Annotated in this window: 9 protein-coding genes; 5 read left to right on the forward strand and 4 right to left on the reverse strand. The window is 66.1% G+C overall.

All coding sequences use genetic code 11. The annotated features are described in order from the left end of the window. The first annotated feature begins 15 nt into the window (after positions 1 to 15). From tssH to KY49_RS00840, 5 genes are all read left to right on the forward strand, one after another. A complete protein-coding gene (gene tssH, locus KY49_RS00820; protein ID WP_042582991.1) occupies positions 16 to 2,688 on the forward strand; it encodes a type VI secretion system ATPase TssH in 2,673 nt (890 codons plus the stop codon). 55 nt (positions 2,689 to 2,743) lie between these two features. Beyond that, positions 2,744 to 3,859 (forward strand): type VI secretion system protein TssA, encoded by a 1,116-nt coding sequence (gene tssA / locus KY49_RS00825; protein WP_042582992.1) that lies wholly within the window; start codon positions 2,744 to 2,746, stop codon positions 3,857 to 3,859. Between the two features lie 81 nt (positions 3,860 to 3,940). Further along, a complete protein-coding gene (locus tag KY49_RS00830) occupies positions 3,941 to 6,703 on the forward strand; it encodes a type VI secretion system Vgr family protein (RefSeq protein ID WP_231636328.1) in 2,763 nt (920 codons plus the stop codon). Positions 6,704 to 6,715: 12 nt separating this feature from the next. Continuing rightward, positions 6,716 to 8,992: a flagellar hook-length control protein FliK gene (locus tag KY49_RS38390; RefSeq protein ID WP_231636329.1), complete on the forward strand. Its 2,277-nt coding sequence runs from the start codon at positions 6,716 to 6,718 to the stop codon at positions 8,990 to 8,992. Then, a complete protein-coding gene (locus KY49_RS00840; RefSeq protein WP_231636330.1) occupies positions 8,989 to 9,645 on the forward strand; it encodes a hypothetical protein in 657 nt (218 codons plus the stop codon). The genes KY49_RS38390 and KY49_RS00840 overlap by 4 nt, the downstream gene beginning before the upstream one ends. 249 nt (positions 9,646 to 9,894) lie before the next feature. Here KY49_RS00840 and KY49_RS00845 read toward each other — a convergent pair whose 3' ends face one another. From KY49_RS00845 to KY49_RS00860, 4 genes are all read right to left on the reverse strand, one after another. Beyond that, positions 9,895 to 10,842, reverse strand: coding sequence for an OmpA family protein (locus KY49_RS00845; RefSeq protein ID WP_042582993.1), 948 nt, complete (start codon positions 10,840 to 10,842; stop codon positions 9,895 to 9,897). A gap of 4 nt (positions 10,843 to 10,846) precedes the next feature. After that, a complete protein-coding gene (gene tagF, locus KY49_RS00850; RefSeq protein WP_042582994.1) occupies positions 10,847 to 11,839 on the reverse strand; it encodes a type VI secretion system-associated protein TagF in 993 nt (330 codons plus the stop codon). Next, on the reverse strand, positions 11,836 to 15,771 hold the full coding sequence (tssM, locus tag KY49_RS00855; protein ID WP_042582995.1) for a type VI secretion system membrane subunit TssM: 3,936 nt from the start codon (positions 15,769 to 15,771) through the stop codon (positions 11,836 to 11,838). The genes tagF and tssM overlap by 4 nt, the downstream gene beginning before the upstream one ends. Before the next feature lie 301 nt (positions 15,772 to 16,072). Then, positions 16,073 to 16,918, reverse strand: coding sequence for a M15 family metallopeptidase (locus KY49_RS00860; RefSeq protein WP_042582996.1), 846 nt, complete (start codon positions 16,916 to 16,918; stop codon positions 16,073 to 16,075). Between the last annotated feature and the right edge of the window lie 116 nt (positions 16,919 to 17,034).

Below are 17,034 nucleotides of genomic sequence, written 5' to 3' on the forward strand. Positions count from 1 at the left end.
CCTGAGATCGACGCCATGAGCACGCCCCTGAAGACCCTGATCACGAAACTGAATCCGCTGTGCCGGCAGGCGGCGCAGCACGCGGCGAGCGCGTGCCTCGCGCGCGGCCACTACGAGGTCGATCTGGAGCACCTGTTCCTCGCGCTGCTCGACGAGGCGAGCGGCGACCTGCCGCTGGCGCTGCGCGCGAGCCGCATCGATCCGCACGCGCTGCGCGCGGACCTCGAACGCGAGCTGACGCGCCTGAAGACCGGCAACACGCGCACGCCGGTGTTCTCCGTGCACCTGATCGCGCTGTTCGAGCAGGCGTGGCTGATCGCGTCGCTCGATTCGCAGCTCGGCCGCATCCGCTCGGGGCATCTGCTGCTCGCGCTGCTGACCGCGCCGGACCTCGCGCAATTCGCGCAGCGGATGTCCGCGCAGTTCGCCGAGATCCGCGTGACGGACCTGAAGCACAAGTTCGACGAAATCACCGCCGGGTCGAGCGAAGCCGAGCCGCGGCAGGCGGAAGCGGGCGACGGCGACGGTGGCGACGCGCCGGCGCTCGACGCGGCGCCCGCGGGCGGCCCGTCGAAGACGCCCGCGCTCGACACCTACACGACCAACCTCACGCAGCGCGCGCGCGACGGCAAGATCGATCCGGTGATCGGCCGCGAGGCGGAGATCCGCCAGGCGATCGACATCCTGATGCGGCGCCGCCAGAACAACCCGATCATGACGGGCGAGGCGGGTGTCGGCAAAACGGCCGTGGTCGAGGGGCTCGCGCTGCGCATCGCGGCCGACGACGTGCCGCCGCCGTTGCGCGGCGTCGCGCTGCACGTGCTCGACATGGGCCTGCTGCAGGCCGGCGCGAGCGTGAAGGGCGAGTTCGAGAACCGGCTGAAGAGCGTGATCGACGAGGTGAAGAAGAGCGCGCATCCGATCATTCTGTTCATCGACGAGGCGCACACGATCATCGGTGCGGGCGGCCAGGCCGGCCAGAACGACGCGGCGAACCTGCTGAAGCCGGCGCTCGCGCGCGGCGAGCTGCGCACGATCGCCGCGACGACGTGGAGCGAATACAAGAAGTATTTCGAGAAGGACGCGGCGCTCGCGCGGCGCTTCCAGGTCGTGAAGGTCGAGGAGCCGAGCGAGCCGCTCGCGGCCGCGATGCTGCGCGGGATGTCCGGGCTGATGGAGAAGCACTTCAACGTGCGGATCCTCGACGACGCGATCACCGAGGCCGTGCGCCTGTCGCACCGCTACATCAGCGGCCGCCAGCTGCCGGACAAGGCGATCAGCGTGCTCGACACCGCGTGCGCGAAGGTCGCGCTCGCGCAGAGCGCGACGCCGGCCGCGATCGACGACACCAGGAAGCGCATCGAGCGGATCGACGCGGAGATCGCGTCGCTCGAGCGCGAGGCGGCGAGCGGCGCCGCGCACGACGAGCGGCTCGGCGAGCTGCGCGGCGCGCGCGACGCGGCGCTCGAACAGCTCGCGGCGGACGAAGCCCGTTACGAAGGCGAGCGCGCGATCGTCGCCGAGATCACCGAGTTGCGCGCGGCGCTCGACCGCGCGCGCGGCCCGTCGGAGGACGGCGAGCCGGTCGACGTGCAGGCCACCCGCGACAAGCTCGCCGAGCGCGTCGCCGCGCTGCATGCGCTGCAGGGCGGCGAGCCGATGGTGCCGCTGCAGGTCGACGGTCACGTGGTGGCCGAGATCGTCGCATCGTGGACGGGCATCCCGCTCGGCCGGATGGTGAAGGACGAGATCGGCACGGTGCTGAACCTGCAGCCGCTCCTCGCCGCGCGCGTGATCGGCCAGGACCACGCGCTGGAGGCGATCGCGCAGCGCGTGCGCACCGCGTCGGCGAGCCTCGAGGACCCGAACAAGCCGCGCGGCGTGTTCATGTTCGTCGGGCCGTCGGGCGTCGGCAAGACCGAAACGGCGCTCGCGCTGGCCGACATCCTGTACGGCGGCGAGCGCAAGATGGTCACGATCAACATGAGCGAGTACCAGGAGGCGCACAGCGTGTCGGGCCTGAAGGGCTCGCCGCCGGGCTACGTCGGCTACGGCGAGGGCGGCGTGCTCACCGAGGCGGTGCGGCGCAATCCGTACTCGGTCGTGCTGCTCGACGAGGTCGAGAAGGCGCACCCGGACGTGCTCGAGATGTTCTTCCAGGTGTTCGACAAGGGCGCGATGGACGACGCGGAAGGCCGCGAGATCGACTTCCGCAACACGCTGATCATCCTGACGTCGAACGTCGGCTCGTCGGCCGTGATGCAGGCCTGCCTGAACAAGCCAGCCGAGGAGCTGCCCGATCCGGACGCGCTCGCCGAGGCGCTGCGCCCGCAGCTGTACAAGACGTTCAAGCCCGCGTTCCTCGGCCGCATGAAGGTCGTGCCGTACTACCCGATCTCCGATGACGTGCTCGCCGAGATCATCGAACTGAAGCTCGACCGCATCCGCCGCCGGATCGACGCGAACCACAAGGCCGTGTTCGAGTGGGACGAGTCGCTGGTCGACGCGGTGCTCGCGCGCTGCACCGAGGTCGATTCGGGCGCCCGCAACGTCGACCACATCCTGAACGGCACGCTGCTGCCGGAGATCGCCGGCCACGTGCTGGGCCGGATCGCCGACGGCGCGGCCATCGCGCGCATCGCGGTGCGCGCGGACGACGCGGGCGCGTTCGAATACACGGTCGAATGAGCGGTCGGATGAGCGCCGCGCGCGAAACCTCATGCATCAACGGATTCACTGAACCATGCCGATCAATCTTTCCGACTTGCTGACGCCGATCAGCGACGCGTCGCCGTGCGGCGACGACCTGCTGTTCTCGAACGATTTCGACGCGATCCAGGAGGCGCGGCGCTTCGACGACCCGTCGCTGGACCAGGGCGAATGGGTGACCGAGATCAAGGAAGCCGACTGGAGCTTCGTCGTCACGCGCTCGAGCGAGCTGCTGCGCACGCAGACGAAGGACCTGCGGCTGGCCGTGTGGCTGACCGAGGCGCTCGCGCTCGAGGACGGCATCACGGGCCTCACCGACGGCTATTCGCTGCTCGAAGGGCTGTGCCGCCAGTACTGGGACACCGTGCATCCGCTGCCGGAAGGCGACGACACCGAATACCGGCTCGGCAACGTCGCGTGGCTCGCCGGGCGCACCGCCGAGCTGCTGCGCGCGGTGCCGCTGACCGACGGCGCGTCGAACGCGTTCAGCACGCTCGACTGGGAAGTCGCGCAGCACGTCGCGCAGGCGGTGAAGCGTGACCCGGAGCACGCGAACGACATCGCGCGCGGCAAGCCGTCGGTCGAGCAGATCGACGCGTCGCGGCGCGTGACGTCGCTCGCGTTCTATTCCGCGCTGCTCGGGAACCTGAAGGCGTTCGAATTTGCGCTCGACGCGTTCGAGGAGACGCTCGACGCGCGCGCAGGCGATGCGGCGCCGAGCTTCCGCCAGGCGCGCGACGCGTTCGAGACCGTGTACCGGCTCACCGAGCGCTTCGCGCGCGAGCAGGGCTATACGGGCGCGCAGCAGCAGGCGCAGTCGCAAGCGGCGCCGCCGGCGGCGCAGGAGCGCATCGAGCCGAGTTTCGGCGCCCCGCATTACACGGAGGAGACCCTCGTGCAGCAGCAGCCCGTTTTGCGTCCGGCGCCGCAGATGATCGCCGGCATCCAGAATCGTGCGCAGGCGGTCGACCAGCTGCGCGCGGTCGCCCGCTATTTCCGGCAGACCGAGCCGCACAGCCCGGTCGCGTATCTCGCGGACAAGGCGGCCGAGTGGGCCGACATGCCGCTGCACAAGTGGCTCGAGAGCGTGGTGAAGGATGACGGGGCGATGTCGCATTTGCGGGAGCTGCTCGGCGTGAAGCCGGAGTAAGGGCGAAGGTTCGGGACGTTACGAGGCAAGACTGACCGGCGAGCCGCCGCGGGCTCGCGACCAACGTGCGGGTGAACGACGATGAACATGGCCGAATTGGCGCAGGCGATACGTAGCGGCCTGGTCCAGCAGGACCGCTTGCTGAAGACGGAGATTCCGTCGCTGCCGGGCAACGCGCTCGTGCCGCGGCGGGCGGTGACCTGCTCGGAGCTGGGCCGCGACTTCAGCGTCGCGCTCGACATGGTATCCACCTCGGGCGGCATCGAGCTGAAGACGCTGATCGCGCAGCCGATCACGCTGTGGATCCAGCAGGCGGACCGGTCGTATCTGCCGGTCAACGGCTACATCCATACGGCCCGCAGGCTGGGCGCGGACGGGAGCCTTTCCAGCTACCAGCTGACCTTCGCGTCGTGGATGCACTTCCTTCGCTTCCGCAGCGACATGCGCTACTGGCAGGATCGCAGCGTCGACGCGATTCTTGCCGACGTGTTCGATGCGCATCCGCAGGCGCAAGGGCAGTACCAGTTCGCGCTGTCGCGGCCGCTGCCGTCGCGCTCGTACTGCCGCCAGAGCGAGACCGACTGGAACTTCGTGCATCGCCTGATGGAGGAGGAAGGGCTGTTCGGCTTCTGGCGACAGGGCGAGGACGGCAAGTCGCATACACTCGTCATCACCGACGATATCCATGCGGTCGACGAGATGTCGCCGAAGACGGTCGGCTTCTACCGGGCGGGAACGGGCAGCGAAACCGACGCGTTCACGCAATGGGCGGGCTCGCGGACCTTGCAGAGCACGCTGCACACGACGCGCACGTTCGACTACAAGGCGCCGTCCGCGGCGTCCAGCCCGAACGGCACGACGTTGCCGACGAAGAGCGGCCAGGGGAGCTTGCCGGAGCAGGCCGAAATCTACGAATACACGGGCGCCTACACGTATGCGAATCAGGCGCGCGGCGAGCATCTGTCGAAGGTCCGCCTCGAGGAGTGGGAGTCGCGCGCGAAGCGCTTCTTCGGCACCGGCGGCGTGCGGGGAATCGATGCCGGACGGCGCTTCACGCTCGCTGACCATCCGGAGCACGATCGCGATCCGGACGGCGAGCGGCAATTCGCGGCCATCAAGGTGTGGCGGTACATCGAGAACAACCTGCCGATCTCCGCGCAGGAAGCGAACTTTCCGCATAGCCTGCAGGACAGGTTGGCGCAAGCCAAGGCTGGCTGCGCGGGCGCGGCTGCGTGCCAGGTCGCGCACGACGATGGGTCGGCGGGCTTCTATCTCGTCGAAGTCGAAGCGCAGCGCGTGTCCGTGCCGTATCGCAGCCCGTTCGAACACGAGAAGCCGGAGATGCAGCTCGAGACGGCGGTCGTGGTCGGGCCGAAAGGCGAGGAGGTTCACACCGACGAACTGAACCGCATCAAGGTGAGGTTCGTCTGGGATCGGCAAAATCAAGGCGACGAACGCGCGTCGTGCTGGGTGCGCGTCGTGCAGTCGGATACCGGCGGCGGCTATGGAGCCGTGCATATTCCGCGGGTGGGCGAGGAAGTGCTGATCGGTTACATCGGCGGGGATTGCGACCGGCCGATCGTCCTGCATCGCGTCTACAACGGGGCAGTGAAGCCGCAATGGCACGGCAACGGGATCCTGTCGGGGTTCCGGTCGAAGGAGTACTCGGGTGCCGGTTATAACGAGATGGTGCTCGATGACGCGACGGGGCAGAACCGCGCACGGCTGTTCAGCAGCAGTGGGAATTCGCTGCTTCATCTCGGATACCTGATCGAGCAGAGCGGCAATGCGCGTGGCGCGTATCTTGGGTCGGGTTTCGATCTGCGGACGGACGCTTACGGTGCGGTGCGTGCTGCGCAGGGGCTGTACGTCGCGACGCATCCGAAGCAGGCGAACAGCCAGCCGCTCGACGTGCGCGAAGCACAGCAGCAGCTCGTCAGTGCCGAAGGGCTGGTCGAGGCGTTGTCGCAGATGAGCCAGACGCATCAGGCGGAAGGGCTCGGCGATGGGCACGACGCGTTGAAGACGTTCACCGATGCGACTCGGAGCAGCGTGTCGGGGGCGTCGTCGGGTGGCAGGACGGCCGGCGGCGGGACAGGCAGCGCGAATGCGTTCAAGGAACCGGTGATGCTGTTCGCGAGCCCGTCGGGCATCGCGCTGTCTACGCAGCAGTCGATGCACGTGGCGAGCGACCGGCAGGTCAATTTCGTCAGCGGTCAGAGTACGCATATCGCCAGCGGGAAGTCGCTGATTGCGAGTATTGCCGAGAAAGTCAGCTTTTTCGTGCAGAACGCAGGCATGAAGCTCTTTGCCGCGAAGGGCAAGGTGGAGGTGCGGGCGCACTCGGACAATATCGAGCTCACTGCGCAAAAGACCGTGAAGATGCTGTCGGCGACCGAGAATGTCGAGGTGGCCGCGAAGCAGGAAATCCTGCTGACGTCGGGCGGCGCCTACATCCGGCTCAAGGGCGGCAACATCGAGATTCATGCACCGGGGAAAGTCGATTTCAAGGGCGCTCAGCACGCGTTCAGCGGTCCGGCGAGCATGCCGTATACGCTGCCTGCTCTTCCAGTGTTGGTGACGCCACAGGTGTATAGCCAGCGCGTTGAAGTCAAGCGGATGTTGGGTCAGGAATTCGGCATTCCACTCGGACGTGTGCCTTACGCATTCAAGGATGAATCAGGCGCAGTCGTGAGTAGCGGATTGTTGGATTCGAACGGCATGACGAGCCGTGTTTTTACCCGGAACGAATCGAACTTGAAGCTGTATGTGGGCGATGACCCGTGGCGAATGTTTATCGACTCGGTCCACTTCGCCGAACACGACGACACGACGCAGGTTTAAGGATTACAGACAATGGCGATCAATTCTGGCGACGCGCCAACGCGACTGTTCCCGCCGAGCGCGCAAGGGGACAATATCGACGATGTGAAAGCAAATGCCCCCAACGACATGGGTGTAACGGAGGCAATGCCATTTGACTCCAATGCTGTAGAGGCTGGGCCGGCGCATCAGCAGGAGCAAATGACCGAATCTTCCGCGGTCTCGTCGGTGCCGCCTGCGGCCGACCAGAATACGCCGATCGATCAAGCTGTCCAGAGCATCCCGGCTACGCAAAGTGCTTTGGATGGCGTAGATAAGGGGGATGCAAACAGCAAGACGAGTGAACAGCAGACGGAACAGGCTGATGCAGTCACTTTGCCAAAAATCGAATGCCGTTTCATTGGCCTCGACGGTAGCCCGATTAATGGATTGAGCTATCGACTGCAGTCGGGAAGTATCATCGTCGATGGCGTGACCGACTCTGATGGACTAGCGGCACCAGTCAACATTTATACGCCCGGCGCGGATTGCTCCATCTCAGTCAAGACGGACGCCGGCGCTTATAAGCAGGTGGCGCGTTTCACGGTTCCTGGCGTGGACAGTACGATCACGATGATGAGCCCGAGTATGCTCCTCAAGACGTCGACCCAGTTGCATGGAGGGGCGGAGGACGACGTGCACAAGGAGCCTCCATCGCAAACGCAAGTGGATGATGGCGGCGCGGAAGCTCATCCCGCGTATGCAGACGATGCTGGTGGAGGTACGCCGCGAAAGACACCGGTCTCGACTGCCTCAGCTGCGTCGGGCGGTGCGGCAACATCCCCACCTCCCGTACGTGTGTCGACTTCGTCGATGGATGCGACAGCTGCGCAATCCACCGGTACTGCTGCGAGCCCCGCGGCCACTCAATCGCCGGGAATGTCGTCAGGGGCGGCGAATACATCGTCTGCGCGGACGGCTTCCGCCACTCAGCCGACGCCAGTGAGTAAGCCGTCGACGAGTACGAGGACATCGACGGCTAAGCCGGCCGGAACGAAGGGAGGGGCCGGCAGGGCACCCACTGCGCCGACCGTTGTGACAAAGCGAGATTCGGTCGGGCATCCACAGGCGCAGCCGGAAGAGACGTGGAGCGATTGGGCCGGGCATAAGATCAATGCTGCTTGGCATTTCATCGAGAACTGGCTCGGGATGGATACGAACCCAGTCGCGGGAAAATCGGCAGGCTCAGCGAAGCCCGCAGCGTCCGCCTCTTCGACCGCTTCTGAGCAAGCCGCAAAGGTCGATCTTGGAGCAGTCGCAAAGAAGATGAGCGACCTCGCTGAGGAGCAGACGACATATGCGATGCCATCGTCGTCCACGGTCGTGAACCTCAAGCAGATTGCAGACGGCACAATCCAGTATGGAACCAAGGAAACGAAGAAGTCGCGTGGTCAGTGCTACATGTACGTTAAGGTCGCGCTCTGGAAAGCAAACGCGATCAAATTCGTCCGCGAAAAGAACGGTACGTTTGCCGGAGCAGGCGGCAGCTATGCGAAGGTGGCCGGAGCATTTCTGGAGTCGCAGGGTTTCGTCAATGTTACGAGCCAATTGCCCGACGCGCGTTGGGCATTGCCCGGCGACGTGATCGTATACCACGTGATGGGCGATGCTGAAACCGCCGACGGGAAAGGCCAACCAGGCCATATCGACATCCGTACGTATCACTATTACGTCAGCGATTTCAAGCGCAATTATCTATGTGTCAGCGGTGTCGGTCCTGGTAAGACCCGGCACTTTTATGAACCGATTGGAATCTACAGGAAACAAGGCTTCAGTGACCCGCTGCCGCTTGCACGCATGAAGGCATTCCTGAAGATCATCCGTAGCCGGGAAGCGAAGACGTTCCTTGAACTGGCTGGGGACGCGAAGACGTATTACGCGTCCCAGGGCGTCTACACTCTGTCAGGTGCGCTCAAGGATTTGTCGACGTACCCGAATGGCGCGCATCATCAAGGTGCGTATCAGATGACTAAAGCTGCATGGCTCGCCGGGCAGCGACCGGAGCAGGGTGCTTTGCCTGCCGACTTTCAGCCCGCTACCCAGGATCGCTACGCGGTGTTTTTAATGGAGGGGCATCCCGGCCGCTTCGACAAGAGCGGTCAGCCGCAACCCACGGCTCTCGGTTACGTCAGAACGGGCGAGATCGAGAAAGCCGTGGCATTGCTGCGCAACGAATGGGCATGTATGCCAGGCACGAGTCAAGATCAAGGCTACACGATGGCGCAACTCAAGGCCGATTTCGATAAGTATGTAAAGGAGTTCAGTAATTGAAACTGCGTGCGTCGTTGTTCCTGTCGATATCGATGCTGGCTTGGTGCGCGGCATTGGAGGCTCAGGTGGCTCGCGTTGCAGCGGCGGACGCCGCGCAGATCGAGGCGACCGTCAAGCAATACTACTCACTGTCACACGCTGACGCGTCGTGCCGTTTCAGCCGTACCGACGGCAACGGCATGCCGCTGGACCGCCGCGTGCATCACCGCGCGTATCGCGACGCGCAGTATACGAGGGTATTCAAAACGGTCTTTTCTCATGCACTGTTCGCGCTGATGAAAAGAACGTGCGTCGATTCCGACAAGGTGACTGGAATGCTCGACGTACGCTTGTCCGACTCCGAGATCGACAGCGATCCATCGAACTATGGCAATGACGTGCGAATGAAGGTTACGCGTCCCGTGAGGATCCTGGTCGCGGATCCATCGCGCGTACGAGTCCGTGTCGACTGGTCCGAGATGGTGAAGGGCACCCGCAAGGCTTATTCGGTGGGGCGCTCGGACGTCATCCTCGTCAAGGAAGGCGATGCGTGGTTGATCGACGACGTTTATTCACTGGGTGTGGCGGATGGACCGCCGTCGCAGCTCGATATGTCGATCCAGGATTTCGAGCAGTCGCCGGGCGTTGTCCGTCTGCGTGGGAACGCGCCGTAGCGCATGGTGAGCGGCGTGCTGACGTCGCCCTCACAAGGTGGCGGCTGCCCCCCAAGCCCCCCGCAACTCGCTGCCCGATCCCGGAACTCGATCGTGCGCATTGCGAGCGTCCAGTCGAGCAGCCCGTGATCTCATTCGCGACCGGCCGGCAGATCGCCAAAATCAGGCAAGACCCGGCCGGCGCGCAATGCAACGTTCATGTCCGCCGACAAGCGTCGAACACGGACCCGCACAATCCCGGCCCCCCGCCTACTGCCCCACCCGGAAATCGATCCGTCGATTCCGCGCCCGCCCTTCAGCCGTATCATTCGGCGCGATCGGCTGATCCGGGCCCACCCCCGTCGTCGTCATCTGCTGCGACGCGATCCCCTTCGTGATCAGATAGCCCTTCACCGCATCCGCGCGCGCCTGGCTCAGCGCGATGTTCGACGCGCGGTTCCCCGAATTGTCGGTATGCCCGATGAGATCGACCGTGCGGTTCGGCATCTTCGAGAGCGCCGCGGCCATCTGGTCGAGCACCACCTTGCCTTGCGGCGTGAGCGTCGCGCTGCCGGTCTCGAACTCGATCGTGCGGTTCGCGAGCGTCTGGTCGAGCAGCCCCTGCTCCGACGCCGACACGCGCAGCCCGTTCTTGATCGTGTACGTCGGGTTCAGCGTGTTCGCCATGTCGCTCGCGAGCTGCTGGCGCTGCGCCTCGTTGCGCACCTCGCCCTTCATGTCGATCTGCGTGCCGTTGATCTTCAACTGCCCCTTGCTGATCTGCTTGAGCTGCGGGCCGATCAGCTTCTGCACGTTCGCGCCCCAGTTCGGCGGCGTCGCGACGTCGCCGATCTCGATCTGGTCGACGACGTTCGCGGCGCCATAGGTGTCGCGCAGCTTCTGCAGCACGGCGGCCTTGGTCGCCTCGTCGGGCACCTTGCCGCCGACGACGACCTGGCCGGGCGTCGCGTTCGCGGGCGGCGGGGCCAGTGTCGTGGTCGCGGCGGCCGGCGGCGCGACGGTACCGGACGTCAGCGATGCGGGCGCGGCGGTCGCCGGCAGCGCGCTCGTCTGTACGGTGCCGTTGCCGACCGGCGTGACGGTCGCGCCGCTGTTCTGCGCGAAGCTGCTGGCGCCGGCGGCGAGCAGGCCGGCGGCGAGGAGGGCGGCGATGACGGGCGAGAAGCGCGCGCGGCGCGTGTGATTCGTGTTGCGCATGCTGTCAGCCTCCGATGAACGCTTCGCGGAACGCGTCGATCGCGAAGCGCAGCGACAGTTGCGGTTGGTCGAGGTAGCTGACGAGCTTGCTGATCTGTTGATCGTTTTGCGCATGGGCGTCGATCCACTCCGGATCGTCGATGTCGATGTTGTGGGCGGCGTAGGTCTGCGGGTCGACGACGCTCAGCAGCGTTTTCGCCGAAGCGCCGTTGAAGCCGATGATGAGCCGTTCGCGTTCGGCGATCGAACCCATGAAGATCGCGAGCTCGAAGTCGGCCTGCGCGACGAACGGCGCGATCAGTTCGAGCCAGAACGCCGCGACGAGGCTGCGGTAGAACGGGTCGACCGGCAGCGGCAGCGTGAGGCCGCGCTCGATGTGCGACGAGCCGCTCTGCATCACCGGGCGCAGCAGCGAGCCGAGCGCGAGCATCGCGCCGCGCAGCCGCACCGGATGGCCGCTCGCGAGCAGCATCTGCTCGAGGCCGTACAGCGACTGGTGCTCGATGAAATCGTTGAACGTGCCGTCGTGCGCGTTGCCGGGGCCGCTGCCGACCTCGATCGGCACCTGCGTGTCGCCGAGCGCCTGCAGCGCGCCGGGCGGCTCCTCCTTGCCGAGCAGCGGCGGGATCTGCTGCGCGACGCGCGACCACAGCCGCGCGAACGCGAGCGGGCTGCGCGCGAGGAACGCGACGGGCCGCTCGACCTCGAGCGCGGTCGCGCCGAGGAACGGGAAGCGGCGCATCGACACGTCGTGGCTCGCGACCATGTGCCCGGCGATCGCGAGCCGGCTGCGCGAGCCGAGGAACGCGAAGTGCATCGGCTGCGCGTCTTCGTAGACGATCTTCCAGCGCGGGTCCTCGGCGAGCAGCTCGAGGGCCTGCGCGATCCAGCGGTCGAGCGTCTGCAGCAGCTGCGGGTTGTGCGGGCTTTTGACGAAATCGCCGCGCGACGGGATCTTGCCGAAGTAGGCGATCTGCGCCTGAACGGTTTGCGTCATTGCGCCCCCTGTGCGTTCGATGCGGCGGCGGCTGCAACGGCCGGCGCGGCCGGGACTGCACCCGATGCGCCCGACGCGCCCGCGCCCGGCAGGGCGGTGGCGTTGACGGCCGAGCCCGCGCCGACGTCGGCGACCGACGACGGCAGGCGCAGGCCGCGCAGGCTCTGCTGCTGCGGCTGGTCGCCGCCGCCGCCGGTCGGCTGCGACGTGCTGATGATGCGCATCGTGACCGACACGTTCACGTTGCCCTGCGTCCACGTGAGGTCGAAGGTGCCGTCCGGGCGGCGCTTGCGCTGCGCGGAGTTGATCAGCTTCTCGAGACCGTAGCGGCCCGGCTCGTTGACGAGCTGGATCGTGCGGCCGTCGAAGGTGGTCGCCGACAGCGTCGCGCCCGGCGAGCCCTGCGGGTTCGGCCACACGAAGTTGGTCCACTGCGGCGGCGTGTTGCGGTAGCGCAGCTGCTGGCCGTCGATCGCGACCGTGTACTCGGTCGTGCCGCTGCTCGGCTGCGGCAGGATCTGGAACACGGTCTGCGGTTCCGACGACGCACCGCCGCCGCCGGCGCCCGCCGCGCCGCCCGAGAGCGGCGCGACCCAGCGCGCGAAGCCGTTCGTGAAGTCCGGCGCGAGCGCGAGGCCCATGTCGCCCCAGGTGCGGGCCGCGAGCGTGTCGCCGCGGCGCACCGCGAGGGGCCCGAGCGTCGTGCCGACGAACTTCGCGATCGAGCCGTCCGGACCGAACACCTGCGCGATCTCGCTGGCGCCGGCCTCGACCTTCGCGCTCGCCGCGAACGGGTACTTGGTCGCGAGCGAGCCCTGGAACGGCTGGTAGACCTGCGCGTTCCACACCTTGTTGACTTCCGCGCTGGCCGGCTGGATCACGACCGAGAACGCCTGCATCAGCGGCCGCACCAGCAGCGGGCGCAGCGACTTGCGTTGCGTGTCGGTCAGGCCGGTCAGCATCTGCTCGTCGACGAACTTCAGCGAATCGGCCAGCTCCGAGCCGCTGCCGTCGAGCGTCTGCTGCATCAGCTGGCGCGCGCCCGGGCCCGGGTCGCCCTGGTTCTTGATCACGTTGAAGCGCGTGCGGACCTTCGACAGCGTGTCCATGTAGCCCTTCAGCAGCGACGTGCCGTCATGCGTCGCGACGATCCGCGCGAGGCCGACGAACTCCTGGCCGACCGGGCCCATCGGCACGTCCGCCGGATTGCCGTTGATGTCGATGTTGGCGGCCGCCACCTGGCCAGCCTTCGTGCGCGTGAACAGCTGCTTGAACCAGTTCACGACGCCCGTCTGCGCCTTCTTGATCGTCGCGTTCGCGAGCGACGGGTTGTCCCACGAGGTCTGGTCGTACGCGGTCTCGAGCACCTTGCGGATCGGCGAATCCTGCGGGTCGCCCAGGCGGTTCATCCCGTCGACCGCCTGCCCGAAGCTGCTGAAGCCCTGCACGGCGATGCCCTGCATGAACTTCTGCCAGTGCTGCGCGTATTCGGTCTTGTACATGCCGACCAGCGTCTTCTGGATCTGCTCGGGGCTGCCCTCGAGCGTCAGGTCGTCCTGCGTCGACGTGTTCAGCACCCAGTCCTTCGCCTGCAGCTCCTTGGTCGCGGCATCGCGGATCGCCGGCTGCACGTACTCGAACCACGCGTCGCGCGTGAACGTGCCGGGGATCGCGTAGCTGCCGGCGATCAGGCCGCCGTTGCCGTCGCCGACGATGCGCGCGATGGTCATCGGCGCGAAGCGGGTCGACGCGCGCGCCTTGATTTCCTCGTACACGCGCTGGCGGGCCGGCATCCCGCGCACGACGCGGCGCAGGTTCTCGCGGGTCTGGTCGACGAGCGAGAGGTTCGCTTCGATCATCGGCCAGTCGTTGTCGTTCACGCGCGCGAGGTAGAACGAGATCATGCGCTCGGCGCTCCGGATCATCTCGTCGCGCGGCATGTTGCCGCGATTCGTCTCCAGCCAGCCGCGCCAGAAGCGTGCGACCTGGTCGGTCAGGTGCGCCTGCTCGACGTGGCGCTTGTCGGACAGCATCAGGTAGGTCTTCAGCGCGTTGTACGCGTCCTGCACGTTGGTCGGCGACGCGTCGCTGTACAGGCCGCCCTGGGGGGCCGCGGCCGGCTGCGCGGCGGCGGCCTGCGGTGCGGCCCCGGCCGGATTCGTCGAGACCGGGATGGCGCCGCCCTGCACCGCGCCGGACTCCGGCGGGCGCGTCATCGGCACGAGCTGGTCCGGATGCGCGTTCACGTCCTTCAGGAACGACGCGAGGTTCTGCGACACCGGGCTCAGCAGGATCTGGCGCACGCCGTTGTAGTACTCGGTCAGCAGGTGCTGCTCGAGGCGGTCGCCCTGGTAGAGGCCGAGCGACACCGACACCGGCTTGTCGCGGCGGAACTGCTCGAGCTGCTCGATGCGGTCCTCGAGGATGTCCATCGCCTGCAGGCGCGACTGCAGGTCGTTGCGGCCCTGCTGCATGCGCGAGACGTTGTCGAGGTCGGCCTGCACGTTCGCGACGAGCTGCTGGTTGCCGATCGTCGACCAGGTCCAGCCGCCGAGCGCGAGCGCGAGCGCCGCGACGAAGCCGAAGAAGGTCGCGTAGCGCAGGCGCGTCTTGGTCGGGCTCGCGAACTGGCGCACCGTCTGGCGGTCCGCGAAGACCACCTTCGAGAACAGGTCGCGCAGGAAGAAGCCGTTCTTCGAGAACGCGCTGTGCGGCTTCGGCAGCGCGCTCGCGTCGAGGCCGAAGCGGTGCGCGATGCGCTGCGCGGCGGCGCTGCTGGTCTCGCCTTCCTGCAGCGCGCTGGTGAAGTAGAAGCCGCGGAAGATCGGCTTGTACTGGAACGGGTTGTTCTCGAACAGCGTCGCGAGGAACGCGCGCAGCGCCGGCTTGATCGTCGAGAACTCGAGCGGGAAGCTCAACTGGCCCGGCGACGCCAGGTTGCCGCGCGACAGCGACAGCTGCGCGACGCTGATCTCCTTCAGCCCGTCGTACAGCTCCTCGAAGCGCTCGTCGAACAGCGCGACGACGTCGCGCTTCTCGTCCGGCTCGTAGGGCAGGGTGGCGCCCCACACGCGGTCGTATTCGTGCTTGTCGCTGCTGCTGAAGAACTCGGTGAAGCCGGTGATCAGGTCGGCCTTCGTGAACATCACGTAGACCGGCGCGAACACTTCGAGCTTCTCGGTCAGCTCCTGCACGCGCTGGCGGAGGTTCTTTGCGAGGTTGATCGCGAATTCGGGGCGGTTGCCGGTGAGCTCGGCGATGCTCGCGGTGACGATGATGCCGTTGATCGGCGCCTTCGGGCGGTAGCGCTTGAGCAGGCCGAGGAAGCCGAGCCACTCGCTGCGGTCCTCCTCGTGCACCGAGTAGCGGCCCGCGGTGTCGAGCAGGATGCCTTCGGTCGTGAAGAACCAGTCGCAGTTGCGGGTGCCGCCGATGCCGTGGATCACCGCGCTGTTCTTGTCCGCGAACGGGAACTGCAGGCCGGAATTGATCACCGCGCTGCTCTTGCCCGCGGCCGGGTTGCCGATCACGATGTACCACGGCAGCTCGTACAGCGCGGAGCCGCCGGACACCTGGCCGATCTTCGAGGTCTTGATCGTCTTCACCGCGTCGGACAGGCGCGTGCGCAGCACGTCGAGGTCGGCCGTCTTCGCGTCCGTCGCGGCAGCGGCGGCGGCCGGCGCGGCGATCTTGCCGGTTTCCGCCTGCTCCTCGAGCATCTCGCCGAGCTGGCGGTTCGCGCGCTTCACGCGCCAGCGGCGCCACAGCGCGACGCCGAGCCACAGCGCGAGGATCGCCGCGAAGGCGAGCGCCGCCCACAGGAGCGGCAGCTGCAGCGTATCGGCGGCGATGAAGAGGATCGCCGCGAGCGCGACGATCCCGACGATCGAGAGCGTACGCGGGTGAGTCAGCACGTTGAGGATGCGTTGCATAGGACGTTCAGGTTCCGGTGCGATTCGGTGAGGCGACGCAGGCGCGTCGAGCGGCAAGGGTGGCGCCGCGATGTGTCGCCATGCTGTCAAACGGGGTGAAAGAGGCCGGCATCAATGCGCCCGCGGCATCGGAGAAGGCGCGCGCATTAACGAAAGGACGCTGTGAGATTTAAAACGGGACCGGCCGCCCGAGAAAATCGTGCACCGGAATGCACGACCGCTTGCACCGCCCATATCGTTTCCTGCCGGGATATTAAAAAGCCCCATGCCGCCCTCATTATTTCCTGTCCGGCAGCCCTGGCTAGCTGCCGCGTCCCAGTTTAAAACCGGGTTTATGGTATTCAACGTGCCCCAGATCCATCATTTTCCAGCGCCCGCCCCAGGTCAGGCCGACCTGTTCGGCGGTCTGTCCGTATAACTGGTAGCCGCGCATCGCCCACGGATCTTTCTCGGAAATGACCAGCTTGCCGTCGCGCAGGAACGCATTGTCGGACGCCAGCCCGAATTGGTGATAACTCTGGAACGCCGCCGCATTGGTCACGTTGCTGCCCATTTGCGCCAGCCGGTTTTGCCGTTCCGGGCTCCGGTAACCTTCCAGCAATGCCATTTCGTAACCGTGCTGCTCGCGCATGATCTTGTAGACCAGCAGCAAGCGCGTGCGGAAATCCGGGTCCAGCAGGTTCCAGTCGCGGCTGGCGTCTTTCAGCGCCGGCCGCACCTGCTCGACTTCCTTGGTGGCAAAGACTTCCGGCGGCAACGGCGGGGGCGGCACGAGCTGCTCGCCCTCCAGCAGGGCGGCGATCTTCTCGTCAGGCGCGCGCGCCGTGTCGTCGAATTGGAATAATTGCCGGCCGCGCAACGCAATGGCGACCAATGGCGGCGTCGCAAGAATACCTGTCGACACCATAATCAGCAAGCGCCGCCGGACAAGTAAATTTTGCACATCGTTTAAAGCACCCCGGGTAACGCTTGCCGATTTAACAATCTGACTGCGGGTGCGACTGGCGCGATCGCTCGCACGGCGCGTGAGACGGCCGTGAAACTGGGCGACCGATTCAAAAACGGTGGCCCGGACGCCGGGTAAAAGCAGCAGCGCCGCGATGGCGACTGCAAGGGCGAAATAGGCGACGAGTGCGACGGCAATCAACGAAATCCCCGGAAATTGGAATTGATTGTGTTTTGCAATGCTTGCTCTTAGAATCAGGCCTGCTCTGAGAGGCCGGGCTATATTATCGCGGCGAATTAAACCAGGATTCAATGAGA

Origin of the sequence: Burkholderia sp. MSHR3999, assembly GCF_000833595.1 — a bacterium.
GTDB classification, from domain to species: domain Bacteria; phylum Pseudomonadota; class Gammaproteobacteria; order Burkholderiales; family Burkholderiaceae; genus Burkholderia; species Burkholderia ubonensis.